21 protein-coding genes are annotated in these 26,087 nt (G+C 73.2%); 4 read left to right on the top strand and 17 right to left on the bottom strand.

Features of this window, described 5'->3' with window-relative positions:
• Nucleotides 1-42 precede the first annotated feature (42 nt).
• The 4 genes from OG361_RS26410 to OG361_RS26395 all read right to left on the bottom strand — a co-directional run bounded on the left by OG361_RS26410 (nucleotide 43) and on the right by OG361_RS26395 (nucleotide 3,870).
• Nucleotides 43-798 (bottom strand): AIM24 family protein, encoded by a 756-nt coding sequence (locus tag OG361_RS26410; protein WP_405857385.1) that lies wholly within the window; start codon nucleotides 796-798, stop codon nucleotides 43-45.
• 19 nt (nucleotides 799-817) lie between these two features.
• Nucleotides 818-1,498, bottom strand: coding sequence for an AIM24 family protein (locus OG361_RS26405; RefSeq protein WP_405857383.1), 681 nt, complete (start codon nucleotides 1,496-1,498; stop codon nucleotides 818-820).
• Nucleotides 1,499-1,512: 14 nt separating this feature from the next.
• Nucleotides 1,513-3,162: a TerD family protein gene (locus OG361_RS26400; protein ID WP_405857381.1), complete on the bottom strand. Its 1,650-nt coding sequence runs from the start codon at nucleotides 3,160-3,162 to the stop codon at nucleotides 1,513-1,515.
• A 132-nt stretch (nucleotides 3,163-3,294) separates the two neighbouring features.
• On the bottom strand, nucleotides 3,295-3,870 hold the full coding sequence (locus OG361_RS26395) for a M48 family metallopeptidase (protein WP_384573849.1): 576 nt from the start codon (nucleotides 3,868-3,870) through the stop codon (nucleotides 3,295-3,297).
• A gap of 272 nt (nucleotides 3,871-4,142) precedes the next feature.
• On the opposite strand from OG361_RS26395, the gene OG361_RS26390 reads away from it, so the two are divergent.
• Nucleotides 4,143-5,312, top strand: a complete 1,170-nt coding sequence (locus tag OG361_RS26390; protein WP_405857379.1) for a TOMM precursor leader peptide-binding protein — start codon at nucleotides 4,143-4,145, stop codon at nucleotides 5,310-5,312.
• A 41-nt stretch (nucleotides 5,313-5,353) separates the two neighbouring features.
• The gene (locus tag OG361_RS26385; RefSeq protein WP_384573855.1) at nucleotides 5,354-6,703 is read left to right on the top strand and encodes an ABC1 kinase family protein; all 1,350 of its coding nucleotides are present in this window, start codon (nucleotides 5,354-5,356) and stop codon (nucleotides 6,701-6,703) included.
• Between the two features lie 21 nt (nucleotides 6,704-6,724).
• Here OG361_RS26385 and OG361_RS26380 read toward each other — a convergent pair whose 3' ends face one another.
• The 6 genes from OG361_RS26380 to OG361_RS26355 all read right to left on the bottom strand — a co-directional run bounded on the left by OG361_RS26380 (nucleotide 6,725) and on the right by OG361_RS26355 (nucleotide 10,726).
• The gene (locus OG361_RS26380) at nucleotides 6,725-6,907 is read right to left on the bottom strand and encodes a hypothetical protein (RefSeq protein WP_384573858.1); all 183 of its coding nucleotides are present in this window, start codon (nucleotides 6,905-6,907) and stop codon (nucleotides 6,725-6,727) included.
• A gap of 120 nt (nucleotides 6,908-7,027) precedes the next feature.
• Entirely contained in the window at nucleotides 7,028-7,351 is a 324-nt protein-coding gene (locus tag OG361_RS26375; protein WP_384573861.1) for a hypothetical protein, read from the bottom strand.
• On the bottom strand, nucleotides 7,348-7,716 hold the full coding sequence (locus tag OG361_RS26370) for a WhiB family transcriptional regulator (protein WP_405857376.1): 369 nt from the start codon (nucleotides 7,714-7,716) through the stop codon (nucleotides 7,348-7,350). Before OG361_RS26370 ends, OG361_RS26375 begins: the two co-directional genes overlap by 4 nt.
• 171 nt (nucleotides 7,717-7,887) lie before the next feature.
• Nucleotides 7,888-8,220 carry a hypothetical protein gene (locus OG361_RS26365; RefSeq protein WP_384573865.1) on the bottom strand — a complete coding sequence of 111 codons (333 nt, stop codon included), beginning with the start codon at nucleotides 8,218-8,220 and terminating at the stop codon, nucleotides 7,888-7,890.
• A gap of 170 nt (nucleotides 8,221-8,390) precedes the next feature.
• On the bottom strand, nucleotides 8,391-10,577 hold the full coding sequence (locus OG361_RS26360) for an ATP-dependent DNA helicase UvrD2 (RefSeq protein WP_405857374.1): 2,187 nt from the start codon (nucleotides 10,575-10,577) through the stop codon (nucleotides 8,391-8,393).
• On the bottom strand, nucleotides 10,574-10,726 hold the full coding sequence (locus OG361_RS26355; protein ID WP_405857373.1) for a hypothetical protein: 153 nt from the start codon (nucleotides 10,724-10,726) through the stop codon (nucleotides 10,574-10,576). Before OG361_RS26355 ends, OG361_RS26360 begins: the two co-directional genes overlap by 4 nt.
• On the opposite strand from OG361_RS26355, the gene OG361_RS26350 reads away from it, so the two are divergent.
• Nucleotides 10,725-10,982 carry a mycoredoxin gene (locus OG361_RS26350; RefSeq protein WP_384573874.1) on the top strand — a complete coding sequence of 86 codons (258 nt, stop codon included), beginning with the start codon at nucleotides 10,725-10,727 and terminating at the stop codon, nucleotides 10,980-10,982. The genes OG361_RS26355 and OG361_RS26350 overlap by 2 nt on opposite strands.
• A 56-nt stretch (nucleotides 10,983-11,038) precedes the next feature.
• Here the strand turns inward: OG361_RS26350 and nudC are convergent, their stop codons facing one another.
• The 7 genes from nudC to OG361_RS26315 all read right to left on the bottom strand — a co-directional run bounded on the left by nudC (nucleotide 11,039) and on the right by OG361_RS26315 (nucleotide 23,258).
• Nucleotides 11,039-11,995: an NAD(+) diphosphatase gene (gene nudC, locus OG361_RS26345; protein WP_405857370.1), complete on the bottom strand. Its 957-nt coding sequence runs from the start codon at nucleotides 11,993-11,995 to the stop codon at nucleotides 11,039-11,041.
• 35 nt (nucleotides 11,996-12,030) lie between these two features.
• On the bottom strand, nucleotides 12,031-13,461 hold the full coding sequence (locus OG361_RS26340; RefSeq protein WP_405857368.1) for a dipeptidase: 1,431 nt from the start codon (nucleotides 13,459-13,461) through the stop codon (nucleotides 12,031-12,033).
• Nucleotides 13,462-13,471: 10 nt separating this feature from the next.
• Nucleotides 13,472-16,954, bottom strand: coding sequence for a UvrD-helicase domain-containing protein (locus OG361_RS26335; protein ID WP_405857366.1), 3,483 nt, complete (start codon nucleotides 16,952-16,954; stop codon nucleotides 13,472-13,474).
• Nucleotides 16,955-17,098: 144 nt separating this feature from the next.
• A complete protein-coding gene (locus tag OG361_RS26330) occupies nucleotides 17,099-18,001 on the bottom strand; it encodes a hypothetical protein (protein ID WP_405857364.1) in 903 nt (300 codons plus the stop codon).
• Between the two features lie 129 nt (nucleotides 18,002-18,130).
• Nucleotides 18,131-18,886, bottom strand: a complete 756-nt coding sequence (locus OG361_RS26325; protein WP_405857362.1) for a hypothetical protein — start codon at nucleotides 18,884-18,886, stop codon at nucleotides 18,131-18,133.
• A 128-nt stretch (nucleotides 18,887-19,014) separates the two neighbouring features.
• Nucleotides 19,015-22,692 carry an ATP-dependent helicase gene (locus OG361_RS26320; RefSeq protein WP_405857360.1) on the bottom strand — a complete coding sequence of 1,226 codons (3,678 nt, stop codon included), beginning with the start codon at nucleotides 22,690-22,692 and terminating at the stop codon, nucleotides 19,015-19,017.
• Nucleotides 22,693-22,892: 200 nt separating this feature from the next.
• A complete protein-coding gene (locus OG361_RS26315) occupies nucleotides 22,893-23,258 on the bottom strand; it encodes an MGMT family protein (protein WP_384573890.1) in 366 nt (121 codons plus the stop codon).
• Between the two features lie 144 nt (nucleotides 23,259-23,402).
• Between OG361_RS26315 and OG361_RS26310 the strand changes: the two genes are divergently transcribed.
• On the top strand, nucleotides 23,403-26,048 hold the full coding sequence (locus OG361_RS26310) for a flippase-like domain-containing protein (protein ID WP_405857358.1): 2,646 nt from the start codon (nucleotides 23,403-23,405) through the stop codon (nucleotides 26,046-26,048).
• Nucleotides 26,049-26,087: the final 39 nt, after the last annotated feature.

Here is a 26,087-nt window from a genome sequence, read left to right as displayed (position 1 = left end):
GGGCGGTCGCCACGGCGGCCGCCCCTCAACTGTGTGCCGTGCTCAGTTCCAGGCGTTGTTCTGGTTCTGGGCGTGGGCGCCCTGCTGTCCGGCACCGAACTGGGCGGCGATGCCCTGACCGATGGCCGCGTTCTGCGGGGGCATGACCTCGCTGGGCTGGACGAGCGCGAAGCCCTGCCCGAGGAAGCTGAGCTCCCAGCCCTCGCCCGTGTCGCCGCGGCGGCGGCGGACGCTGGAGTTGTGCGTCTGGGCCTGCATCTGGACGCGCAGCCCGGTGGACCAGGCGACGATCGCGTCGGCGTCGACGCTGACGTACTTCTCGGGCGTGACCTGCATCATCAGCGGCTGCCCCGAGGTCATCAGGGCGACCTTGCCGCGGCCGGAGATGTTGAGCTGGTACTTGCCGGAGCCGGAGATGCCGTACTGGCTGTCGACGGCGATGACCTCCGTGTGGAGGGTCGAGTCGAGCGCCAGGACGTAGGAGCTGTCGACGGTCAGACCGTCCTGGTCGACCTCCACGACGTGCACGTACTGGGCGAGGTTGGCGAAGTAGACCGTGCCCTGGCCGGAGCAGCGCATGAGGTCGAGTCCCTCGCCCGTGCGGGCGCGGGCCCGGCGCTGGTTCGGGGTCTGGTACTCGCCGTCGAAGTCGACGAGCCCCTGGTACGCGACCATGGCGCCCTTGCGGGCGAGGATGTCGTCCTGCCCGGTCAGGCTGACCCGCAGGAGCTGCGGGTTCTGGATGACGTACCGCTCCTGGCTCTGCTGTTCGGCGTGGTTGAAAAGCGGGCTCTGCATGGTGTGTTCTCGCTCCCCCTCAGCCCCGGACCCGAAGGCGGTCGGTGCTGTCCTCGCTCGGCTGTACGACGACGATGCCCTGGCCGGAGAAGGCCATCTGGTAGGCCTCGCCGCTGCCCCGCCCGATGAGGGAGGAGGCCTTGAAGCTGCGCTTGCCCTTGACCTTGAGCGCCGGCGACCAGGCGACGAGCGCGTCGGGGTCGACGTAGGTCTCGTCCTCGCCGCGGCCGCAGTCGACGACGATCGGCGTGCCGCGCGAGGTGAGCGCGACCCAGCCGGTGCCGGCGATCTCCACGTTGAACAGGCCCTGGCCGGCGAACTTGGCGAGTCCCTTGACCCGCTCGACGCCCCACTGGAGGTGCGCGTCGAAGGCGAGCAGGTTGCTGCCGTTGACGGACAGGGAGTCGTTCTGGAGGTTGATCACGACGACGTCGGCGCCGTAGTCGGCGAGGTAGAGCAGTCCGTCGCCGGAGCACTTCATGATCGGCGTGCTCTCGCCGGTGGCCCACTCCCTGGCGACCTGGCGGACGGCGGGCGGGTTGGGCTCGTAGGTGATGAAGCCCTCGTAGGCGACCATCGAGCCGGTTCGCGCGTACAGCTCCTGGCCGGAGGCCATGGCGACCTTCAGCATGGTGCGGCCGTGGTTCTCCATCCGGGCCGCGACGGGGGTCGGGGCGTAGCCCGCGAGTTGCTGGTTCATGACTTCGGGCTCCCTCAGACCTCGTAGGGCTGGACGACGATGAAGTTGCCGGGGGCGCCCCGGAACTGGAGGTTCACGGTCTCTCCGCTGTGGCCCGGGTAGGCGTTGCGGCGGAGCCGCACCTGGCTGGAGAGGATGACCTGGGACGCGGACGACCAGGCGACGACGGCGTTGCAGTCGGCGAAGGTGGTCGGCGTGACGGGCAGCACGACGGGGACGCCGTGGGTCTTCACGACGACGGTGCCGGTGCCCTGGAACTGCATGGTGAACAGGGCGCCGCCGGGGATGCCGTGGCCCTCGATGCGGCGGACCTCGTACTGGAGGGACTCGTCGAACGCGAGGACGTTCTCCGCGGAGACGCAGATACCGTCGCCCTGGAGCTCGATCGGGTGCAGGTGGGCGCCCTCCTCGGCGAGGAAGACCTGACCGCGGCCGTTGCAGCGCATCAGCTGCATCTCCTGGCCGGTGGCGTTGCCGACGATCCGGCCGGCGAAGCCCGCGCCCTTGTGGGAGAAGTCGACCTTGCCCTGGTACATGACCATGGAGCCCTGGCGGGCGAGGACGGGTGTGCCGCCCATGGCGAGGTCGACCCGCATGAGCTGCTGGTTCTGCGGGGTCCAGCGGGCGCCGGTGGCGGTCTCCTTGAACGGCGCGAGCGCGGCGGCGAGCCCCGCGCCGGTCGCCGGGACGCCCTGCGGGACGCCCGCGGGCTGCTGGCCGAACTGCGGCTGCTGCCCGTACGGGGCGGGTGCGGCCTGCCCGTACGGGGCCTGCTGCGGCGGCTGTCCCTGGCCGGGGTACTGACCGGGGGCCTGCCCCGGGATCTGACCGGGGTACTGGCCTGGCGGCTGGCCGTACTGCGGCTGCTGCGGCGGCTGCCCGTACGGGGCGGGGGCCGGCGCGGGCGGCGGGACCGGGGAGGGGGCCAGCGGCGCCACCATCGTGGGCGCCGTGTGGACCGGCTGCGCGGGCGCCACGGGCGCGGGCGGGGCCGGCGGGGCACCGAACGCGGGCGCGGGGGCCGGCGGCTGGGGTGCGGCGGGCGCGCCGAACGCCGGGGGCGCCGTCGCCTGCGGCGGCGGGGCGAAGCCCGGGGCCGCGGCAGGGGCCTGCGCCTGCGGAGCGGCGGGCTCCTCTTCGGCGACCTCGCCGCCGAAGTTCCGCAGGAGCGCCTCCAGGCCTCCGTCGAAGCCCTGGCCGACGGCGGCGAACCGCCAGACGTCCTTGAGGTAGAAGTCGCCGAGCATCACCGCGCGCTCGGTGGAGAACTCCGCGCCCGTGAAGGCGTACCGGGCGACCTCTTCGCCGCCCGCCACGATCCGCAGGTGGCCGGGGCCGACCTGGGACATCTGGCCGGCGCCGTCGATGGTCGCGGTGAACGAGAGCTTGTGGATGTGCGCGGGGATGCGGTCGAGGGTGATGCGGAAGGACTCGGCGTCACCGGACTGGGCCCCGAGCAGCTGGATGGACTCCTCGGGCGACTTCGGCTGGTTGAAGAAGACGAAGTAGCGGTCGTCGGAGAGCCGCTCGTCCGCGTCGAGTCCGAAGCAGCTGATGTCGAAACTGAGTCCGGGCGCCGCGATCTGCACACCCACGTACAGATCGGTACCCGCGGTCAGATCACTGATCTTGGCCTTGTGGCCGCGTTGGAATTCCCTGGCCATGCGTAACGACCGTCCCCCATCCCGAATGGCGAATGCTCGCGCCAGGCTAACGGCTGTGCACGACATTGAGACAGGGCAGGTCGTTTTCGGTACGGAATCGGGAAACACGCACACCGCCGCGTATCGGCGGCGTCACTCCTCGCGAGCGGCCGGGAGGTGCGGAAGGCGGGCGGCGGCGACCACGCCCTCCAGGTAGCCGCGGGCGCGCTCGGTGCGGGGGTAGGCCTCCAGGAGCCGCCAGAACCTGGGGCCGTGGCCGGGGACGAGCAGATGGGCCAGCTCGTGCAGGAGGACGTAGTCGACGACGTACTCGGGCATGCCCTGGAGCCGGTGGGAGAGGCGGATGCTGCCCTCCGAGGGGGTGCAGGAGCCCCAGCGGCTGTTCTGGTTGGTGACCCAGCGGACGGAGCCGGGGCGGGCCCGGCCGCCGAAGTACTGCTGGGACAGGCTCAGCGCCCGCTCGGTGAGCTCGCGGTCGCCGAGGACGCTGCGGCTCTCCTGGGCGGCGAGTTTCTCCAGCATGACGGTGACCCAGCGCCGCTCCTCCGCCTCCGACATCCGGGCGGGGATGAGCACGACGGTCCGGTCGCCCTCGCGGTACGCGGAGACGGTTCTGCTCCGCCGGGGGCTTCTGCGGACCTCGACAGCACTCGTCCCCTGGCCGTGGGGCGGCTTGCTTGTCACGCTGCGCTGTGGGTCGGCGGGCACGGCCCCGACGTTACCCGCTGCGAGCGGGGGAAGTCCCGCCTCCGGAGTGGTTTCGGGAACGATCCGACCCCACCGCGGACCATTCGAATGACTAATCCCACGGCCTGTGGACAACTTTCGGCGACCGTCACGGCGGCGGGGCATTCTCCTCTCAGAGCGACCGAGAGGGACTGAGAGGGGCTGAGAGCCACTCAGGTACGACTCAGGACGACTCAGGACGACGGAAGAGAGCCGTTGTCGATCATGAATGCGGGCGGGAACGGGGTGGGGAAATGCATCCGATGGTGAAACCGGCGCTGCGACGCGCCTGGCGGAGTCTCCAGTGCGTCCAGTTCGGGATCACCCCCGCGCACGCGGTGGTGATGAGCCCCGTCGACACGGCCACCGGGGCGCTGCTCGGGCTGCTCGACGGCACCCGGGGGACGGAGCTGCTGCGGGCCGAGGCGCGGGCGCTCGGTCTGCCGGACGGGCACCTGGAGGCGTTCCTCGGCCGGCTGGCGGCGGCCGGGCTCCTCGCGGACGCCTCGACCGGGCGGCCGGGGAGGGCGGGTCCGGCCGCGGGCGCGGTGGACGGGGCGCTCGATCCCCTGCGCGCGGACCTGGCCTCGCTCTCCGTCGTCCACCGCGAGCCGGACCGGGCGATACGGACACTCGGCGCCCGGCGGGCCCTGCGCGTCCAGGTCCGGGGAGCGGGTCGGGTGGGGGCGACGGTGGCGGCCCTGCTGTCCGCGGCGGGCGTGGGCACGGTCGAGGTGCTGGACTCCGGCCGGGTCGAGCCGTGGGAGACCGCCCCCGGCGGCCTGCCGGCCGAGGCGGTCGGCGAGCGCCGGGCGACGGCCGCCCGGCGCCTCGTGGGCCGCTGGGCACGGGGCGCCACCCGCGCCGGCCCGGCGGCTGGAGCGGTGGGAGCGGGCGGACCGGGTGAAGGGCACGGCGAGCCGGGGCTGTCACTCGTCGTGGTGACACCACGGGACGGTCTCGGGGCGTACGTCCCCGATCCGCTCCCGGCCGAGCCGTGGATCTCCACCGGAACTCCCCATCTGTACGCGGGGGTGCTGGAGGCGACGGGGACGGTCGGGCCGCTCGTCCTGCCGGGCGGGACGGCCTGTGCCCGCTGCCTTCAGGAGGAGCTGACGGACCGGGAGCCCGTCCGCCCCAGGCTCCTCGCCCAGTGGCGGTCGGGCGCCCCGCATCCGCTGCCCGCCTGCGATCCGGCGCTGGCCACCGCCGTGGCGGGGCTCACCGCCGCGCACGCGCTCGCCTTTCTGGACGGCGACCTCCCGGCGAGCACGGGCGCCCGCTGGGAGGTGTCACTGCCCCTGTTGGAGTGGCGCGCGGAGCGTCTGCGACCGCACCCGGCCTGCCCGTGCGGGGCGGCGCGCGGCGGAGAAGGGGAGCGCGCCTCGGCGGCCGGAAGCGCGCAGGACACAATGGCGGGGTAACGGCCCTGCGCGGCACGGCAGTCTGGGATTTGGAGGGGCACATGTCTGATCTTCCCCGGAAGGCGGTCACCCGGACCGCCAAGTTGGCCGCGTTGCCGCTCGGCTTCGCCGGGCGGGCCACGTGGGGTCTGGGCAAACGGATCGGCGGCAGGTCCGCCGAGCTCGTCGCCCGCGAGCTCCAGCAGCGCACGGCCGAGCAGCTGTTCAAGGTGCTGGGCGAGCTGAAGGGAGGGGCCATGAAGCTCGGGCAGGCGCTGTCCGTCTTCGAGTCGGCCCTTCCTGAGGAGGTCGCCGGACCGTACCGGGCGGCGCTGACGAAGCTTCAGGAGGCGGCGCCGCCGCTGCCGACGAGCACGGTGCACGCGGTCCTCGCGGAGCGGCTCGGCGAGGAATGGCGGGAGCTGTTCCTGGAGTTCGAGGACAAGCCGGCGGCCGCCGCCTCGATCGGGCAGGTGCACCGCGCCGTCTGGCACGACGGGCGCGAGGTCGCGGTGAAGGTGCAGTACCCGGGCGCCGGGGAGGCCCTGCTCTCGGACCTGACCCAGCTGAGCCGCTTCGCCCGGCTCCTCGGGCCGCTCGTTCCGGGGATGGACATCAAACCGCTGATCGCGGAGATGCGGGACCGGGTCTCCGAGGAGCTGGACTACGCCCTGGAGGCGACGGCCCAGCGGGAGCACGCGGAGGTCTTCGCGGACGACCCCCACGTGGTGGTGCCGGCGGTGGTGCACCAGTCGGAGCAGGTCCTCGTGACCGAGTGGATGGACGGGATCCCACTGTCGGAGGTGATCTCGGAGGGCACGGAGGCCCAGCGGGACCGGGCAGGCCAGCTCCTGGCGCGCTTCCTCTTTTCGGGCCCCGCGCGCACCGGCCTGCTGCACGCCGATCCGCACCCGGGGAACTTTCGGCTGCTGCCCGGCGCCGAGGGGGACGAGGATCCGGAGAGCTGGCGCCTCGGCGTCCTCGACTTCGGCACCGTGGACCGGCTTCCGGGCGGGCTGCCGGAGACGATCGGCGTCTGTCTGCGGATGACGCTCACCGGTGAGGCCGAGACCGTCTACGAGCTGCTCCGCGCGGAGGGCTTCGTCAAGGAGTCCGTCGCCCTCGACCCGGACGCGGTCCTGGAGTACCTGCTGCCGATCATCGAACCGGCCGAGGCGGAGACCTTCGTCTTCACCCGCGGCTGGCTGCGCGCCCAGGCCGCCCGGATCGCGGACCCCCGCTCCCCCGCCCACCAGTTGGGCAAGCAGCTCAACCTGCCGCCCTCGTACCTCTTGATACACCGTGTGACGTTGAGCACCATCGGGGTGCTGTGCCAGCTCAACGCGACGGTGCGGCTGCGGGACGAGCTGGAGGAGTGGCTGCCCGGCTTCGTCGCGCCGGACGCCGACTGACCGCCACCGCCGCCCCGGGGCTCACCACCAGGCGGAGTCGAGGCGTCCCTCGATCGCGCGGATGTTGGCGCGGGCGCAGTCCTCGCAGAAGTACTCGCGCCGGCCGTTCTCCACCGAACACGTCCAGGTCACCGGAAGGGTGTCGGTGGTCTTGCCGCAGCGCGCGCAGGCGAGGGGTGCCTCGGGAGTACGGGCGTCGTTCATCCTCGTGACGATAGCCCGGCGGAGGCGCCGCGGCTCGGGCAACGCACCGCGGGGGCCGGTCCGTTCGGACCGGCCCCGCGGGGGCGCCCCCGAAGGGGCGCCAGGTGTGTCTGGTGATGCTCAGTTCATGACGGCCATGGCGAGCGCGCGGCGGGCGCGCAGCGAGACGCGCTCGGCGCGGCGCTGCATACGCCGGGCGGCGACCAGGCGCACGGCCTGGCGTTCCGCTTCGGCCTCACGCTGTCGCTCGTGCATATGAGCACGGGCCAGGGCTTCTGGGATGAGTTGCATTTCGCGGGTCCTGTTCTGACGCGCGGTGTGCGCGCCGGCGGGGGAGAAGACTGGGGTCGCGGAGCCGATGGGCTCGCTGGCGGAAGTGGTCATCGGGTCCTGCTTCTGGGGATCGTGCGTGAGGGGGCGGTCGATGGTTCCGGTGGCACTCATGCCGCGACCGGGTTCTTGCGCGGACGGCCACGGGGCCGCTTGCGGGCGACGACCACGCCCTGGACGAAGAGCTCGCCACCCCAGACGCCCCAGGGCTCGCGCCGCTCCTTGGCACCCGCCAGGCAGGCGGCCATGAGGGGGCAGGTCCGGCAGAGGGACTTCGCGTACTCGACGTCGGCCGGGGACTCCGCGAAGAAGACCTCCGGGTCGTAGGCGCGACAGGGAACCGGGACGCCGAGGTTCTCGATGGCGTCGTCGAGCGCGGTGAGCGCGGTGAGGGGGGTCAAAGCGGGGTCCTCCGTGAGGCCGGGCAGGGAGATCGATTCGGAAGGCGGTACGGACGGGGCGTGCGCTTCGAGTTGCACGGTGGTCTTTCCTCGTCTGGTCGTTCCGGCCTGTTGGCCGGGGTTTCGGCTGGTACCGGGTGTTTCTGCCCGAGGCCCCTTCGCTCCGTCATCCCCGTTCGGGGACAAACAGAAGGGCCGCGGATCCCGGGTGGGGTTCCGCGGCCCTGAAGGCGCCGGTCTGATCATGGATCAGACTGGATCACTCCAGGGTTCGAGCCCACGGAAGGCCCACATCTTGTGGTGGTGCGTCGTCGTCTGCCGCTGCTGCTGGATTCCGGCACCGGTCGCGGCAAAGGCATAGGCCGAGGCCTTGCCGGCTGCTACAGCTTCCAGTGCCTTGGTCGGTCGCTCATTGCGCTCAATGGCGGTCATGCCGAGGCCGGACAGACCGGTGACGGGCAGACCGCTGCCAAGGAACGCAGAGCCGGAGAGGCCGAGCGAGCAGGCGAAGGCGATCGAGCGATCGGTCATTTTGGCGGTGCTGACGAAGCCGGCGGTGCTGGTCTCGATGTTGCTGATCACGGGTAATCGCCTCCTCTCGGCGTCTCGGAGGGCTCGGGTGCGAGCCGGACCCTCATGTTTATTTGGACAAGTACAGCACGAAGACAGGGCTTCGAAGAAGCCGCTGTTGTCGTGGTTAAGAACCTATGGCGCTTGACGGGGCAGGCGCAAACTATTTTCGCGACGAGTTTTCAAGAGAGTTCGTCGGCACCCGCCCCGCCCTCCTCACCTGCGCAGATGGCCAGCACATCGGCTCCGAAGCGGTCGAGCTTGCGGACGCCGACGCCGGAGATCGAGGAGAGCTCGCCGTCCGTGGTCGGGACGCGCTCGGCGATGGCCATCAGCGTCTTGTCGGTGAAGACGCAGTAGGCGGGCTGGGCCAGCTTGCTCGCCTGCTCGGAGCGCCAGTCGCGGAGGCGCTCGTAGAGGCCCTCGTCCATGTCCGAGGGGCAGTCCTCGCAGCGCATGAGCTTCATCGCGCCCGCCTCGGTGAGCGTCGCTCCGCAGACCCGGCACAGGACGGGGCCGCGCGGCTTGCGCCGGCCGCCGCCGAGCCCCCGCTCGATGCCGGCCGCTCCGGCGGCGCCGGATCCGACGGAGCCGAGCGAGCCGGAGCCGGGGCGCAGGCCCTTGAGGAAGCGGGTGGGGCGCCGGGAGGCGCGGCCGCCGGGGGCGCGGGAGAGCGCCCAGGAGAGCGAGAGGTGGAGCCGGGCGCGGGTGACGCCCACGTACAGCAGGCGGCGCTCCTCCTCGACCTGCTCGTCGGTCTTGGCGTACGTGATCGGCATCATGCCCTCGGTGAGGCCGACCAGGAACACGGCGTCCCATTCGAGGCCCTTGGCCGCGTGGAGCGAGGCCAGGGTGACGCCCTGGACGGTCGGGGCGTGCTGGGCGGCGGCCCGCTCGTCGAGTTCGGCGACCAGGTCGGAGAGGGTGGCACCGGCCTTGGCGCGGGCGAAGTCCTCGGCGAGCCTGACGAGGGCGGCGAGCGACTCCCAGCGGTCGCGGACGGCGCCCGAGCCGGCGGGCGGCTGGCTGGTCCAGCCCTTGGTGGAGAGGACGGCCCTGACCTGCGAGGGCAGGTCCTCGGCGTCGTCGAGGAGGGAGTCGTTGCCCCCGGCGCGGGCCGCGCCGCGCAGGGCGATGCCCGCCTCCCGCACCTCCTGGCGCTCGAAGAAGCGCTCGGCGCCGCGGAGCTGGTAGGGCACGCCGGCGTCGGCGAGGGCCTGCTCGTAGACCTCGGACTGGGCGTTGATCCGGTAGAGGACGGCGATCTCGCCGGCCGGGACGCCGGCGGCGACCAGGTCCCGGATGCGGCGGGCGGTGCCCTCGGCCTCGGCCGGTTCGTCCGCGTACTCCGTGTAGACCGGATCGGGGCCCGGGTCGCGCTGGGAGATGAGCTCCAGGCGGTGCTCGGCGGCCCGGCCGCGGGCCTGGCTGAGCAGTCCGTTGGCGAGGTGGACGACCTGGGGGGTGGAGCGGTAGTCGCGGACGAGCTTGACCACGGTGGCGCTCGGATGGCGGTTGCGGAAGTTCAGCAGGTGGTCGGGGGTGGCGCCGGTGAAGGAGTAGATGGTCTGGCTGGCGTCGCCGACGACGCAGAGGTTGTCGCGGTCGCCGAGCCACAGGTCGAGCAGGCGCTGCTGGAGCGGGGAGACGTCCTGGTACTCGTCCACCACGAAGTGCTGGTACTGGCGGCGGATCTGATCCGCGATGTCGTGCCGGTCCTGGAGGATGCCGACGGTGAGCAGCAGCACGTCCTCGAAGTCGATCACCGAGCGGTCGCGCTTGAGCTGCTCGTACATGGCATAGATCTGGCCGATCTCGGCCGGGTCGCGCGGGGCGTCCCTGACGGACTTGGCGACCGCGGCCGGATAGTCGGCGGGGACGGTCTGGGTGACCTTGGCCCACTCGATCTCGCCCGTGACGTCGCGCAACTCGTTCCGGTCGAGCCGGATCCGGCAGCGGGCGGCGGCCTCGGCGACGAGCTGGATCTTCCGCTCAAGGAGCCGGGGCATGTCGCCACCGACTGCTTTCGGCCAGAAGAACTGGAGCTGGCGGAGGGCCGCGGAGTGGAACGTACGGGCCTGGACACCGCCCGCGCCGAGCTGCCGGAGCCGGCCGCGCATCTCGCCTGCGGCGCGGTTGGTGAAGGTGACGGCCAGCACACTGGCGGGCTGGAGTATGCCCGCCCGCACCCCGTACGCGATCCGGTGGGTGATGGCGCGCGTCTTGCCCGTGCCGGCTCCCGCCAGCACGCACACCGGGCCGTTCAGGGCGAGGGCGACCTCGCGCTGCTCGGGGTCGAGCCCGTCGAGCACCGCGTCGGCCGTCTCCGGGACCTGCGGGAAGAGAGTGGAGTGCGTTGCTGCTGTCACCTGTCCATGCTGCCAGGTCCGGCGAGCTCGGTGACGCGGCTCGTCCACAGGCTGGAGGCGCCGGTCATACGAATTCCGGGAATGGGACGGCCCGGGCGTACGTTCTCCTTCTCGGCACCGGTCAGCGAACAAGAGGAGCGCCAGGTCATGCAGGGCACTGTGACGATGTACAGCACCACGTGGTGCGGCTACTGCCGTCGGCTGAAGAGCCAGATGGACCGCGAGGGCATCGCGTACTCGGAGATCAACATCGAGCAGGACCCGGAGTCGGCCGCGTTCGTCGAGAAGGCCAACGGGGGCAACCAGACCGTGCCGACCGTTCTCGTGATTCCCGCCAACGGTGGGGCCGAGAGCGTCATGACGAACCCGAGCCTTGCCCAGGTGAAGCAGGCCCTCGGCGTCTGACCCCAGGACACACGACCCCCGACCGGCAGGTGACCGGCCGGGGGTTTCCTGTTCCGTCAGACGACGTCGCCGGGCTTCGGGAGCGGCTTGCCGTACCAGAGCTCGATCAGGCGGGACGCGATCGAGATGCCGTACGGGGGCAGCACCTCGCCGGACTCGAAGCCGGCGGCGAGGTCCTCGCGGGAGAACCAGCGAGCCTCGTGGATCTCCTCGCCGTCCACGTTTATCTCCGAGGAGGTGGCGCGGGCGAAGAAGCCCAGCATGAGGCTGGACGGGAAGGGCCAGGGCTGGCTGGCGACGTACGCGACCTCGCCGACCGTGACACCGGCCTCCTCGAAGACCTCGCGGGCGACCGACTGCTCGATGGACTCGCCGGGCTCGACGAAGCCCGCGAGGGTCGAGAAGCGGCCCTCCGGCCAGTGCACCTGGCGGCCGAGCAGGGCCCGGTCCTCCTCGTCCGTGACCAGCATGATCACCGCGGGGTCGGTGCGCGGGTAGTGCTCCGCGCCGCAGGCCTGGCAGCGGCGGATGTGTCCGGCCGCGGCGATGACCGTGCGCTCGCCGCAGCGCGAGCAGAAGCGGTGGAGGCGCTGCCAGTTCTCCAGGGCGACCGCGTGCACCATGAGGCCGGCGTCCCGGTCCGAGAGCAGCAGTCCGGCCTCGCGCAGCCCGGCCGGGCGCGCGGACTGGTCCATGCGGCCGGGCAGCGAGTCCTTCTGGAGCGCGAAGTACGACACACCGTCGGCGTCCGTGCCCAGGAAGTAGCGGTGGGTCTCGGTGACCGGGGCCTCGAAGGCCGGGGTCATGACGAGCTCGGTGGTGCCGTCGGGCCGGTCGTCGATCAGCACCTGCCCCCCGGAGACCACGAAGACGCGGGTGGTGGGGTGGCTCCAGGCCGCCGCCAGCCACGCCTCGTCGAGGCGGTGGTGCGCGGCCCGGTCGATGCCGCTCGGTGCGGTCAGCGAGATCGGACGATCGGGCCGGTCCGTTGACGCGTGCTTCAAGTTGCTCACAGGTGCTTCCAACTCCCCCGGATCGGTGTGTGGTTTCAGCGCGCGGCGGCGGCTCGGGCGGGCCCCAGGGCGGCGGGCAGGTCGCCCCACAGATGAGCCGTGGTCTCGACGCCCTTCATGAGGAGATCGAGCTCGATCTTCTCGTTGGGGGCGTGCCAGCCGTCGGACGGGACGGAGATGCCGAGGAACAGCACGGGCGCCTCCAGGACGTCCTGGAGGTCGGCGGCCGGTCCCGAGCCGCCCTCGCGGGTGTAGCGGACCTTGGCTCCGTCGAAGGCCCTGCTCATGGCTCCGGCCACCGCCTTGAGGGCGGGGTGGTCGAGGGGGGTGAGGCAGGGACGGGTCGGGGCGCCGAAGACGATCTCGTACCGGATGCCGGCCGGGACGAGTCCGGCGAGCCAGTCCCGTACGGCGAGCTCGATCTTGGCCGGGTCCTGGCCCGCGACGAGCCGGAACGACAGCTTGAGCTGGGCGGAGGCGGGGACGATCGTCTTGCCGCCGGGGCCCTGGTAGCCGCCGCCGATGCCGTTGACCTCGGCCGTGGGGCGGGCCCAGACCCGCTCCAGGGTGGAGAAACCGGCCTCGCCGAGCGTGCCGTGGGACTTGGCCGTGCGCAGCCAGGCCGCCTCGTCGAAGGGGAGCTCGGCGACGAGGGCGCGCTCGGCGTCGGAGAGCTCCGTGACGCCCTCGTAGAAGCCGGGGATCGCGACGCGCTCGGTCTCGTCGTGCAGCGCGGCGACGATCCGGCCCGCGACCGTGGCCGGGTTCGGCACGGCGCCGCCGAAGGAACCGGAGTGGATGTCCTGGTCGGGGCCGTACAGCTCGATCTCGCAGTCGGCGACCCCGCGCATGCCGGTGCACACCGTGGGGGTGGTCTCGGACCACATGCCGGTGTCGGAGACGATCACGGCGTCGGCGGCGAGCCGCTCGGCGTGTGCCTCGACCAGGGCGCGGAAGTGCGGCGAACCGGACTCCTCCTCGCCCTCCACGATCAGCTTGAGGTTGACGGCGGGGGCGGTGCGGCCGGTGGCGGCGAGGTGGGCGCGGACCCCGAGTGTGTGGAAGAACACCTGCCCCTTGTCGTCGGCGGCACCGCGCGCGTACATCCGGCCGTCGATCACCGTCGGCTCGAAGGGCTCCGTGTGCCAGCCGTCCTCGCGGGCCGCGGGCTGCACGTCGTGGTGGCCGTAGACGAGGACCGTCGGGGCGTCAGGCTCCCCGGAGGGCCACTCGGCGAAGACCGCCGGGGCGCCGTCCGTCTCCCACACCTCGACCGTGGTGAAGCCGGTCTCCTTCAGCTTGGCAGCGAGCCACTCGGCGCTGCGGCGTACGTCCCCGGAGTGGTCCGGCTGCGCCGAGACGGAGGGGATGCGCAGCCACTCGGCGAGGTCGCCGAGGAAGGTGGTGCGGTGCTGCTCGATGTACGTACGCACGGCGTGGACGACGCTGTCCGGGGTCTCGCTCATGCCTCCGAGCCTATCCGGCGCCCGAGGGTGCCCCGCCCAGCAGGATGGCCTCCAGCTCCGTACGGCCGGGCAGGCGGGCGGGACGGGCCACCTCACCCGTACGGACGTAGACGAAGGCGGCCGCCACGTCCTCGGGCGCGAGGCCGTGCTGCTCGGCCCAGGCCAGCCGGTAGATCGCGAGCTGGAGGGGGTCGGCGGTGCGGTGGTGGCTGGTCTTCCAGTCGACGATCTCGTACGCGCCGGTGTCCGGATCCCGGTAGACGGCGTCGATCCGGCCCCGGACGACCCGGCCCGCGAGCGTGAGGTGGACGGGGACCTCGACGCGGTACGGGGCGCGGTGGGCGTACGGGGTGCGGGCGAAGGCCTCCTTGAGGACGTCGAGGTCCCGCTCGTCGAGGATCTCCGGCTCCCCCGCGAACTCCTCGCCGCCCGGCAGCTCCTCGGGGCCGAGGAAGGGCAGCGGCAGCTCCTCGAAACGGGACTCCACCCACGCGTGGAAGCGGGTGCCCCGGCGGGCGGCGGGCTGCGGCGGCCTGGGCATGGGGCGGGCCAGGTCCTGGGCGAAGCCGTCGGGGTCGGCGGCGAGGCGCAGCACCTGGGAGGCGGAGAGGTAGGCGGGCAGCAGGACGTCCCGGGTCGTCGCGCGGGCGCGGCGGAGCTCGGTGGTGAGGGCGGTGAGGTCGCGGTCCCAGGAGGCGATGGTGCGGAGCTCCTCCGGAGTGAGGGTGGGTTCCGGGTCCCTCGGTGCCGGGACCACGTCCGTGCGGGCGTCCTCGGGGGTGGGTTCGCTGTACGGCTCCGAGGGCGGAGCCTCAGGCTCCCTCGGGGCGGGTACGGCGTCCGTGTGGGTGTCCTCGGGGAGGGTCTCCTCGTCCCAGACGGGTTCGTCCTCGTCCGGCCAGAGGTCCTCGGGGGCGGGGTCCGAGAGGTCGGGCGCTGCGCTGGGTGGGTTGTGCCGACCCTCCCCCGGAGCTGCGCCCGGGAGGCGCCCCGAGCCCTGCGGAACGATTGCCCACAGCGCGGCGGCGACCTGCTCTGCCGCCTGCCTGCGGCGGATCAGTGCCTCCGCGTCCAGCGGGAGTGGCCAGGCCTCGTCCTTCGTGTTCTCCGTCAGGGACGGGTTCTCCGCGTCCGGCTCCGGCTCTTCCGCCCACGCCTCGATGTCGCCGTGGCCCGCCGCGCAGTGCTCGTACAGGGCCTGGAGGAAGTCCGAGGGGCCCCGGGGCTTCTTCTGGGACGGGCCCCACCAGTGGGCGGAGCCGAGCAGGAGGGAGCGGGGGCGGGTGAAGGTGACGTAGCCGAGGCGGAGCTCCTCGGTGTGCTGGTGGTCCCGCATCTCGTTCTTGAAGGACGTGAGGGACTTGGCGTCCCAGGTGTCGATCGCGGGCAGCGTGGCCGCGTCGCCGCGCAGGGCGTGCGGGAGCACCTGGGGCTGGGAGGTCCACGCCTCGCGGGCGCGGGCGCTCGGGAAGGCGCCGGCGACCAGGCCCGGGACGGCGACGACGTCCCACTCCAGGCCCTTGGACTTGTGGGCGGTGAGCACCTTCACCGTGTTCTCGCCGCCCGGGAGGGCGTTGTCGAGGCCCTTCTCGAACTGGACGGCCGTGCGCAGGAAGCCGAGGAAGGCGAGCAGGCTCGCCTCGCCGTCGAGGGAGGCGAAGCCGGCGGCGACGTCCAGGAAGTTCGAGAGGGTCTCGCGGCGGCGGGCGGCCAGCGCGTGCGGGGAGGCGGAGAGCTCGACCTCCAGGCCGGTCGCGGTGAGGATCCGGTGCAGCACGTCCATGAGGGGGTCCGCGAGCGAGCTCCGCAGGGCGCGCAGCTCGGTGGCGAGGCGCGCGAAGCGGACCCGGGCCTCGGCGGAGAAGGGCAGGCCGTCGTCGGCGGCGCCGCCGGAGTCCAGGAAGGTGTCGAGCGCGTCGGCGAGCGAGATCACCTCCGCCGGGTCGACGCCCTCGACGGCGGCGGCGAGCCGCTGCTCGGGGTCGGGCTCGTCGCCGCCCCGGTGGACGAGGAGCCGGGCGCGGCGCCCGAGGAGGGCCAGGTCGCGGGGGCCGATCCGCCAGCGGGGGCCGGTGAGGAGGCGAACCAGGGAGGCGTTGGCCCCCGGGTCCTGGAGGACCTCGCAGACGGCGACGAGGTCGGCGATCTCGGGCAGGTGGAGGAGGCCGGAGAGGCCGACGACCTCGACGGGCACGTCGCGGGCGACGAGGGCCGCGTGGATCGCGGGGAAGTCGGTGGCGGTCCGGCACAGGACCGCCATCTCGCCGGGCTCGCGGCCGGTGCGGACGAGGTGGGCGAGGGAGTCGGCCAGCCAGTCGATCTCCTCGGCGTGGGTGGGCAGCAGCGCGATGCGGACGCTGCCGTCCTGCTCGGCGCCCGGCGCGGGGCGGAGCGCTTCCACGCCCGCGTGCATGGCGCGCAGGGGGGCGGCGAGGCGGTTGGCGAGGTCGAGGAGCCGGCCGCCGCTGCGCCGGTTCTCGGAGAGCGAGTAGCGGCTCGCGGGGCTGCCGTCCCCGTGCGGGAAGTGCTCGGGGAAGTCGTCCAGGTTGGCGACGGAGGCCCCGCGCCAGCCGTAGATGGCCTGGCAGGGGTCGCCGACGGCGGTCACGGCGTGTCCGGTGCCCTGGCCGAAGAGGCCGGAGAGCAGCAGTCGCTGGGCGACGGAGGTGTCCTGGTACTCGTCGAGCAGGACGACCCGGAACTCCTCGCGCAGCAGGCCGCCGACCTCGGGCCGGGTGGTGGCGAGCTCGGCGGAGAGGGCGATCTGGTCGCCGAAGTCGAGGAGGTCGCGGGAGCGTTTGGAGTCGCGGTAGCGGACGACGAGGTCGAGCAGCTCGCGGCGGGCGGCGGTGGCCTCGGGGATCTTGCGCAGCTCGGCGTTGCTGAGCTTGGCCCCGGCGAGGGCGGTGAGGAGCCCGGAGTCGTACGCCGTGAGGTCCTGGGGCCGTACGAGGTGCTCGGCGAGCTCGCCGTCGAGGGCGAGGAGGTCGGTGACCAGGGTCGGGAAGGACTTGGTGAGGGCCGGGTACGGGCCGGGGGCCTCGCGCAGCACACGGGCGGCGAGCTGGTAGCGGGTGGCGTCGGCGAGGAGCCGGGAGGTGGGCTCCAGGCCGATGCGGAGGCCGTGGTCGGTGAGGAGCTGTCCGGCGAAGGCGTGGTACGTGGAGATGCGGGGCTCGCCGGGGGGCTCGTCCGGGTCGATGACGTCGGGGTCGGTGACCCCGGCGCGGACGAGGGCGGTGCGGACGCGCTCGGCGAGCTCGCCCGCGGCCTTGTTGGTGAAGGTGAGGCCGAGGACCTGCTCGGGGGCGACCTGTCCCGTACCGACCAGCCAGACCACCCGGGCGGCCATCACCGTCGTCTTGCCGGAGCCGGCTCCGGCCACGACGACCTGCGGGGCGAGCGGCGCGGTGATGCAGGCCGTCTGCTCCGGGGTGAACGGGATGCCGAGGAGCTCCTTGAGCTGCTCGGGGTCGGTGAGAGGTGCGGTCACCCCAAAGAGGCTAACGGGACCCACCGACAGCGCGGCCCGGCCCGGCTCCGGGCAGGCCTGTCGTCGATGTCACAGCCGGCGTCCGGCTCACGGGCGCGGGCTCACGCGCGCAGGCTCAAGGGGCGCCGGCTCACTGGCACGGGCTCACGCGCGCATGCCCGGGTCCAGTTTGGACAGGTCCACCGTCTCGTCGGCGGGCGGGACGACGACGTCGACCGGCTTGTCGTAGTCGGAGAGCACCATGGAGCCGGGTTCGTCGCCACCCGTCTTGACCATCTTGAGGATGTAGGGCTTGCCCTTCGCGGAGACGGAGACGGTGGTCGTCTCCCCACCGGTCTTCTTCTTCACCAGCGTCGCGACGGGGGTGTCGGCCACTTCTCCGTCGGGCCCCCGGACGAGTCCGCTGCGCTCCTCCTCGTCCTTGTCGAGGTCGGCGAGGAGCCCCTTCAGGTCGCAGACGCCGCTGAGGTCGCTGCTGCCGGCCTGCCCGGGGGCGATCTTCAGCCAGCGGCCCTTGACGAGCTCGATCGTGGGGTCGATCTGGGCCTCGGGCACGCCCTGAGAGGTCATGGAGACCCGCCAGAAGGCCTCGTCGCCCTTCATGTACGTGACGTCGTCGATCCGGCGCAGTTCGGCGGTGCCGCCGTCGATCTTCATCACTCCGGTGCATTCGTCACGGTCGTTGACGGCGAAGTCGATGTCGAGGGGCTGCCCGTCCGCGTCGACCCGGCCCACCATCCGGAGCGAGGTCGCGGACTGCGTGGCGGTGACCGCCCGCTCGGCGATCTCGTCCGCGGTGAGGTCCGCGAAGGGGTCCGGGGACGGGGCGAGGGCCGCGGACGGGGCGAGGGCCGGAGCGAGGGCCGGAGCGAGGGCCGGGGCGAGGGCCGGGGCGAGGGTCGTGGCCGCGGCTGGGGCGAGGGCCGCCGCGCCGGGTGGGGTGGCCGGCGCACCCATCGCCGCCCAGGCCGCGACGGGCGCGGGTCCTGTGACGACCACGGCGGCGCAGACCACGGCCGCGGCGCGGAGCTTTCGGTGGGACGCCATGCGAGCCCTCCTCGCGGATTCCCCGCCCCTGTCCACCAGGTTCGCCCCACGCGCGCGTGCCCGCGACCGGACGGCGAGGGGCCGGGGACGCGGGGGCGGGCGGGGCGAGACGAGGCGGCGGAGGGAGGGTCAGGACGCGCCGGCGAGCTCCGCCATGTCGACGACCTGGTCGGCCGGGGGCGCGGTGACCGTGACCGGCTTGTCGTACTCGCTGAAGGTGACCGTGCCGGGCTCCTTGCCGCCGGCCTCCACGACACGGAGGACGTACGGCTTGGCGGAGTCCTTGGCCACGTAGAAGGTCGTGGTCTCGCCCTTCGTGCCCTTCTTCGTGAGGGTGACGGCGGGTGTGCCGTCGACGTCGGCGTCGGCGCCACGGGTCATGCCCTTGCGCGGCGTCTCCTCGTCCATGTCCTTGACGATGGTCTTGAGGTCGCAGAAGGCGTCGGGGCCTTCGCCGCCGGCCGGCATCTTCATCCAGCGGCCCTTGAGCAGCGCGGACATGGCGCCGGCCTCCTCCGCCGACTCCCCCTCCCCGCCGGTGGTGGAGGACCAGAAGGCGTCGTCGCCCTTCATGTAGCTGACGCCGCCGGTGCCGAGCATCTCGGCCTTGCCGCCCTTGGCGGCCTGCATCGAGCCCTTGCAGGAGCCCTTGCTGTCGACGGAGAGGTCGATCGTCATCTCCTCGCCGTCGGTCTTGCCCTTGCCGTTCATGTGGAAGGCGGTGGCCGCCTTCGTGGTCGCGACCGCCTTGTCGGCGATGGCGTCGGCCGTGAGTCCCGCGAAGGGGTCGGCGGCCTTGTCGTCACCCTGGGAACAGCCCGTGACTCCGGCGATCACGGCCACACAGACCGTCGCCGCCGCCCAGAGATTCCGGTTGGCCCTCATGCGTACTCCCTCACAGCGTTCTTCCACGGCTTCTCTTCACAGCGCCCTTATGGGGGACGCCGCGAAGAGTGACCTGCGAGGGCGAACGAAGGATGTACGGGTCGGAACGTGACGCTCCACACAGGGCGTCATTCGACGATCTGGCGGCCCTCCGGCTGGGCGCTGCACGAGGCCCGGAAGGCGCAGGTCGTGCAGTGCTGACCGGTGGCGGGGGTGAAGCGCTCGTCGAGGACCCGGCCGGCGGCGGTGGCGAGCAGGTCGCCGACCCACTCCCCGGCCAGGGCCTCCTGGGCCTGGACCTTCGGCAGGGCGTCGCCGCCCTCCTTCTTCGGGGCGGCCTGCCGCAGCTGTACGAGTTCGGCGCCGCCCGGCTCCGGCCGCTGCCCGTCGAGGACCTCGTCGAGCGCGCCCTCCCGGACCGCGAGCTGGTAGACCGCGAGCTGCGGGTGGTGGGCGACCTCGTCCTTGGTGGGGGCCGACTTGCCGGTCTTGAAGTCGACGACGTAGGCGCGGCCGTGCTCGTCGGTCTCGACACGGTCCATGGAGCCGCGGATGCGGACCTCGTACTCCCCCGCCTCCAGGGTCACGTCGAAGCCGTGCTCGGAGGCGGCGGGGGTACGGCCGCCGCGGTCCATGACGTGCCACCGCAGGAAGCGTTCCAGCGCCACGCGCGCGTGGGCCTTCTCCTGGGCCGACTTCCAGGGGGCGTCGAAGGCGAGGGCGTCCCAGACGGAGTCCAGGCGGGCCATGAGGACGTCGAGGTCGGCCGGGGTGTGGCCGGAGGCGACCTCGTCGGCGAGGACGTGCACCACGTTGCCGAAGCCCTGGGCGGCGGTGGCGGGGGCCGCGGCCTTGACCTCGCGGCCCAGGAACCACTGGAGGGAACAGGTGGTGGCGAGGTTCTCCAGGGCGCTCGGCGAGAGGGCGACCGGCCGGTCGCGGTCGCGCAGCGGCACCGTGCTGTGCGTCGGCTCGAACAGGCCCCACCAGCGGTCCGGGTGCGCGGCGGGGACCAGCGGCTGGCCCTCCTCGTCGGCGAGCGCGGCGAGGGAGGCGAGACGCTGGACCGCGGCGTCGCGGAGCGCGGGCGAGGCGGCCGGGTCGACGGTCGTCGCACGGAGCTCGGCGACCAGCGCGGAGACGGCGAGGGGGCGGCGGGGGCGGCCGGGGACGTCCTTCGGCTCGACGCCGAGCTCGGTGAGGAAACGGGAGGGCTGGTCGCCGTCCTCCGCGGGCGCCTTCACGGCGGTGACGACGAGGCGGTCGCGGGCGCGGGTGGCGGCCACGTAGAAGAGGCGGCGCTCCTCGGCGAGGAGCGCGCCGGGGGTGAGGGGCTCGGCGAGGCCGTCGCGGCCGATGCGGTCGGCTTCGAGGAGGGAGCCGCGGCGGCGCAGGTCGGGCCAGAGGCCCTCCTGGACACCGGCGACGACGACGAAGCTCCATTCGAGGCCCTTGGAACGGTGGGCGGTCATGAGGCGGACGGCGTCGGGACGGGTGTGGCGGCGGGTGAGGGTGTCGGCGGCGATGTCCTGGGCGTCGAGCTCTTCGAGGAAGTTGAGGACACCGCGGCCGCCGACGCGCTCCTCGGCGCGGGCGGCGGTCTCGAAGAGGGCGCAGACGGCGTCGAGGTCGCGGTCGGCGTTGCGCCCGGCGGGTCCGCCGCGCAGGGCGGCGCGCTCCAGGCGCGCGGGCCAGGGGGTGCCGTTCCACAGCACCCAGAGGGCCTCCTCGGCGGTGCCGCCGGCGTCGAGGAGCGCGCGGGTCTCGCGGAGGAGCTCGCCGAGGCGGCGGGCGCCGCGGGCGTACGAGGGGTCGTGGGCTACGAGCCGCTCGGGCTCCGCGAGCGCGCGGGCCAGCAGGACGTCGGAGGGGGGCGGCACCCGGTTGCCACCGGCCCGCTCCTCGTCGCGCAGGGCCCGCCCGAGGCGCCGCAGATCGGCCGGGTCCACGCCGGCGAGCGGTGAGGCGAGCAGTTCGAGCGCGGTCTCGACGGTGAGCCATCCGGCGGTGCCGGTGTCGGTGCCAGTGCTGGTGCCGGTGTCGGTGCCGGTGTCGGTGTCGGTGTCGGCGGCTTCCGGCGGCGCGGGCGGCGCGGAGTCCGAGGCCTCGTCCGCGGGCTCGGCGGCCGCGTGGTCGGAAGGGTGCGCCGACGGTGCGGCGCCGTGGTGGGTTGTGCCCACCCTCCCCCAGAGCTCCGCCTGGGAGGTACCCCCAGCCCCGGCGGAACGCATGCCCACAACCAGGTCGGACCCAAGGGCGGGCTCGCCCACAACCAGGTCCGACCCGGCCTCGGGCTCGGCCACGACCAGGTCCGACCCGGCCTCGGGCTCGGCCACGACCAGGTCCGGCACGGCCTCGGGCTCGCCCACAACCGAGTCCGGCACGGCCTCGGGCTCGGCCGGGAGCGGGGCTGCCGGGGGTGCGACTGCCGGTCGCGACACCGCTCGGAGGGCGAGGAGCAGCGGGGCGACCGCCGGTTCGTGGCGGAGTGGGGTGTCCGCGGCGTCCGTCTCTACCGGGACGCCCGCCGAGGTGAGGGCCCGTCGCAGGGACGGCAGGGAGACCGCGGCGCGGGTGAGGACCGCCATGTCCTGCCAGGAGACGCCGTCCTCCAGGTGCGCCCGGCGCAGCAGGTCGGCGATGTTCTCGGCCTCGGCCGAGGCCGTGGGGTACGTGTACGCCTCCGCCCCGCCCCCGCCCCGGGCCGCCGCGAGCTCGCGGTGGGCCCGGACCTTGTCGGCGGGGAGCCGGGTCAGCGGCATCCGCTGGGTGAGCAGCCGGGTCGCCCCGAGCAGCTCCGCGCCCGCGCGCCGCGAGGTGCGCAGGACCTGCACGCCACCGCCGCCGAACGTGGCCGGGAAGTCGAGGATGCCGTTCACGTCGGCGCCCCGGAAGGCGTAGATCGACTGGTCCGGGTCGCCGAACGCGACGACCGTGCGCCGTCCGCCGCCGGCGAGGGCGTGCAGGAGCCGGACCTGCGCGGGGTCGGTGTCCTGGTACTCGTCGACGTACACCGCGTCGTACGCGGGCAGGGTGACGCTCCCGGCGAGCAGGACGGCCCGGTGGACGAGCTCCGTGTAGTCGAGGACGCCCTGCAGGTCGAGGACGTCGAGGTACTCGGCGAGGAAGCCGGCCGCCGCCTTCCAGTCGGGGCGGCCGACCCGCTCGGCGAAGCGGGCCAGGGCGTCCGGCCCGAGGCCCAGCTCGCGCGAGCGCGCGAGGACCGCCCGTACCTCGTCGGCGAAGCCCCGGGTGGTGAGGCAGGCGCGCAGTTCGTCGGGCCAGCCGACCCGTCCGAGGCCGGCCTTCTCCAGGTCGATCTGGCCGGCGAGCAGCTCGCGCACGGCGAGGTCCTGCTCGGGTCCCGAGAGCAGCCGCAGCGGTTCGGCGAAGAGCTCGGCGTCCTGGTGGGCGCGGATCAGGGCGTAGCAGTACGAGTGGAAGGTGGTGGCCTGCGGCGGGCGGCGGCCGCCGAGCCGGGCGGCCATCCGGTCGCGGAGTTCGACGGCGGCCTTGCGGCTGAAGGTGAGGACGAGGAGGCGTTCGGGGTCGGCGCCCCGCTCCATCCGGGCCGCGACCGCCTCGACCAGCGTCGTCGTCTTTCCGGTGCCGGGTCCGGCGAGGACGAGGAGTGGTCCGCCCGTGTGGTCAACCACTTCCCGCTGGGCTGCGTCCAGCTGAGGGGGATCCAGCGGGGCCGGCGCGGTACGCACCAGCCGGTACGCGCCCGGGGTCCGCTGCCGGCCCGGACCCGGGTACGGCTGTCCCTGGTGCGGAGCGTGCCGGGTGGTGGAGGAGGAGCTCACGTGGTTCGCCGGTCCTGGGGGGTGTGGTGGTGCGGGTGAGGCGCCCCTGTGCGGCGGCCGTCGCCGCGGAAGACGCGAACGTCGACGTTACGCGAAACGGACCGCCGCCGAGCCGTACTCCGCGCCGGATCCGGCGCCGTGCTCCGTACCGCGTCCGCTCCACCGGGCCCGCCCGGCCCGTGCCCCCGGGGACTCCGTCCTCAGGTGTGAGTTCCGTCCCAGCGCGCCCGCCGCATGTCGATCCTCGGCACGTGTCCCTCGGCCGCCGGACCCGCCTCGCGCAGCGGGGTGCCCTCCTCGCGGTAGTGGCCGAGGGCCCGCAGCTCGTGTCCGGGGAGCAGCGTGCCGTCGGCGCGGACCACGCGCCACCACGGCGCCGTCCCGCCGTACAGGGCCATGACACGGCCGACCTGACGCGGCCCTCCCTCGCCCAGCCATTCGGCCACGTCGCCATAGGTCATCACCCGGCCGGGCGGGATCCCGTCGGCGACGTCGAGCACCCGCTCCGCGTACTCGGGCAGTTCTCCGGTCTCCCCCACGGGTTCCTCCATGCTCATCCGCACCATCCTGCCTCACCCCACCGACATGGCCCTGATGCCTCCGCGGGGCGGCTCTTCGTGCCACCATCGTGCGGGCGGTGACTGGTGATACGAGATCAAGAGCGACAAGTACAAGAACGAGAACGACACGACGCGCATGCAGAGACGGACATGGTGATGGGGCAGGACACGCAGCCTCCCGAGGGGGGCGAGGCCGACGTGCCCGAGCGGGTCTCCGGGGACGAGCCCCTGCTCGCCGCCCGTGTCCACCGGCCCTCCGACCTGATGCGGCTGCTCGCCGGTCTCCTCGCCATCGGTCTCGTCATCGCCGTCGCAGCCTTCGCGCACGCCACGACCTCCGGTCTGGAGGAGGACATCAACAAGGGCGCCGGCGGCGCCCCTGACGTCTTCGTCAAGATCGCCGGCCTCGTCTCCTCCATCGCCGTCCTGCTGGTCCCCGTCGCCTTCGCCATCGAACGTCTGATCAAGCGGGACGGGCTGCGCATCGCCGACGGCGTCCTCGCCGCCGTCCTCGCGCACGGCGTCACCCTCGCCACCGATCTCTGGGTGGCCCAGGCGGCGCCCGGCACCATCCAGGACGCGCTGACCCAGCCGCAGTCCGGCGGCGGACTCACCGACCCGGTGCACAACTACCTCGCCCCCGTCATCGCGTACATGACCGCGGTCGGCATGGCCCGAAGACCCCGCTGGCGGGTGTCGCTCTGGGCGGTGCTGCTGCTCGACGCGTTCACGATGCTCGTGGCCGGCTACACCACCGCGCTGTCGATCATCCTGACCGTGCTGATCGGCTGGACCGTGGCGTACGGCACTCTGTACGCGGTCGGCTCCCCGAACGTCCGGCCCACCGGGCAGACCCTCCTCGCCGGCCTGCGCCGGGTCGGCTTCAAGCCGGTGACGGCGCTGCGCGCCGAGGGCGTGCCCGACGCGGCGGACAGCGGGGACCGGGGCCGCCGCTACATCGTGACCCTGGAGGACGGGCCGCCGCTCGACGTCACCGTCGTCGACCGCGAGCAGCAGGCGCACGGCTTCTTCTACCGCGTGTGGCGGCGGATCACCCTGCGGACGATCACCACCCGCAGGTCGATCGTCTCCCTGCGCCAGGCCCTGGAGCAGGAGGCGCTCCTCGCCTACGCGGCGATCGCCGCCGGGGCGAACGCGCCGAAGCTGATCGCCACCTCGGAGCTCGGCCCGGACGCCGTGATGCTCGTGTACGAGCACATCGGCGGCCGGAGCCTGGACTCGCTGGACGACAAGGAGATCACCGACGACCTGGTGCGCAGCGCGTGGCGGCAGGTGCGGGCGCTCCAGTCGCGCCGGATCGCGCACCGCAGGCTCGCGGGCGACGCGATTCTGGTGGATCGTTCCGGCAGGGTGTTCCTGACCGACCTGCGGGGCGGTGAGATCGCCGCCGGGGACCTGATCCTGCGGATGGACATCGCCCAGCTGCTCACCACCCTCGGCCTGCGGGTCGGGGCGGAGCGGACGGTCGCGGCGGCCGTGGAGGTGCTCGGACCGGACAGCGTCGCCGCCTGTCTGCCGCTGCTCCAGCCGATCGCGCTGAGCCGCTCCACGCGCGCGACGCTGCGGAGGCTGGCGCGGGAGCGGTCGAAGCGGGAGCGCGAGGCCGTGCTCGCGGCCTCCGAGGCGGCCAAGCACGAGCGGGAGCTCGCGAAGGCCGGGGCCGCGGCGGACCGGGCGAACGTCCCGGCCGACACGAAGGCCGAGAAGAAGGCGGACAAGAAGGCCGAGAAGCGGGCCCTCGACACGGCACTCGACGAGGCCCGCGAGGAGGACCTGCTCGCGCAGATCCGCCGGCAGGTGCTGCTGATCCGTCCGCAGGCGCCGGTGGAGCCGGTCCGTCTGGAGCGGATCAAGCCGCGGACGCTGGTCAGCCTGATCGCGGGCGCGGTCGCCGCGTACTTCCTGCTGTCGCAGATCGCCCGGACGCCGCTGTCGACGGTCGGCCAGGCGGACTGGCGGTGGGTGGCCGCCGCGTTCCTGTTCTCCGCCGTGAGCTACCTGGCGGCCGCGATGAGCCTGCTGGGCTTCGTACCGGAGCGGGTCGGCTTCTGGCGGACGGTGGCGGCGCAGGTCGCCGGCTCGTTCGTGAAGATCGTCGCCCCTCCGGCGGTCGGCGGTGTCGCCCTGAACACCCGCTTCCTCCAGCGCGCGGGCGTACGGCCCGGGCTCGCGGTGGCGAGCGTCGGCGCGTCCCAGCTCTTCGGGCTCGGGGCGCACATCCTGCTCCTGCTCGCCTTCGGCTATCTGACGGGGACGGAGAAGTCGCAGTCCTTCACCCCGTCGAGGACGGTCATCGCCGGTCTGCTGACGGTCGCGGTGCTGGTGCTGGTGGTGACGGCGATCCCCTTCATGCGGAAGTTCGTGTCGACCCGGCTGCGCTCGCTCTTCGCCGGTGTGGTGCCGCGCATGCTGGACGTCCTCCAGCGGCCGATGAAGCTGCTCACCGGCATCGGCGGGATGCTGCTCCTCACCCTTGTGTTCGTCCTCTGTCTGGACGCCTCGATCCGGGCCTTCAGCCACGGGAACCAGACGATCAGCTACGCGACCGTCGCCGTCGTCTTCCTCGCGGGCAACGCGCTCGGTTCGGCGGCGCCCACCCCGGGCGGCGTCGGCGCGGTCGAGGGCGCGCTCACCGCCGGCCTGGTCGTCGTCGGCCACCTGCCCCTGGAGGTCGCCACCCCGGCGGTCCTGCTGTACCGCCTGCTCACCCTGTGGCTCCCGGTGCTCCCGGGCTGGATCTGCTTCAACTGGCTGACGAAACGCGAGGCGCTGTAGCCGGCTGCTCCACGGCGCGGGGCCGCCACCCGCATGGAC

This window comes from Streptomyces sp. NBC_00090 (assembly GCF_045160815.1).
Classification (GTDB): domain Bacteria; phylum Actinomycetota; class Actinomycetes; order Streptomycetales; family Streptomycetaceae; genus Streptomyces.
This window is presented reverse-complemented; position numbering and strand designations above follow the sequence as displayed.

Bases quoted from the DNA above. Each gene is read 5' to 3' on its own strand.
- OG361_RS26410 (WP_405857385.1), bottom strand. From the start codon at position 798: ATGCAGAGCCCGCTTTTCAACCACGCCGAACAGCAGAGCCAGGAGCGG.
- OG361_RS26405 (WP_405857383.1), bottom strand. From the start codon at position 1,498: ATGAACCAGCAACTCGCGGGCTACGCCCCGACCCCCGTCGCGGCCCGG.
- OG361_RS26400 (WP_405857381.1), bottom strand. From the start codon at position 3,162: ATGGCCAGGGAATTCCAACGCGGCCACAAGGCCAAGATCAGTGATCTG.
- OG361_RS26390 (WP_405857379.1), top strand. From the start codon at position 4,143: ATGCATCCGATGGTGAAACCGGCGCTGCGACGCGCCTGGCGGAGTCTC.
- OG361_RS26385 (WP_384573855.1), top strand. From the start codon at position 5,354: ATGTCTGATCTTCCCCGGAAGGCGGTCACCCGGACCGCCAAGTTGGCC.
- OG361_RS26380 (WP_384573858.1), bottom strand. From the start codon at position 6,907: ATGAACGACGCCCGTACTCCCGAGGCACCCCTCGCCTGCGCGCGCTGC.
- OG361_RS26375 (WP_384573861.1), bottom strand. From the start codon at position 7,351: ATGAGTGCCACCGGAACCATCGACCGCCCCCTCACGCACGATCCCCAG.
- OG361_RS26350 (WP_384573874.1), top strand. From the start codon at position 10,725: ATGCAGGGCACTGTGACGATGTACAGCACCACGTGGTGCGGCTACTGC.
- OG361_RS26355 (WP_405857373.1), bottom strand. From the start codon at position 10,726: ATGACCTGGCGCTCCTCTTGTTCGCTGACCGGTGCCGAGAAGGAGAAC.
- OG361_RS26340 (WP_405857368.1), bottom strand. From the start codon at position 13,461: ATGAGCGAGACCCCGGACAGCGTCGTCCACGCCGTGCGTACGTACATC.
- OG361_RS26330 (WP_405857364.1), bottom strand. From the start codon at position 18,001: ATGGCGTCCCACCGAAAGCTCCGCGCCGCGGCCGTGGTCTGCGCCGCC.
- OG361_RS26325 (WP_405857362.1), bottom strand. From the start codon at position 18,886: ATGAGGGCCAACCGGAATCTCTGGGCGGCGGCGACGGTCTGTGTGGCC.
- OG361_RS26315 (WP_384573890.1), bottom strand. From the start codon at position 23,258: ATGGTGCGGATGAGCATGGAGGAACCCGTGGGGGAGACCGGAGAACTG.
- OG361_RS26310 (WP_405857358.1), top strand. From the start codon at position 23,403: ATGGTGATGGGGCAGGACACGCAGCCTCCCGAGGGGGGCGAGGCCGAC.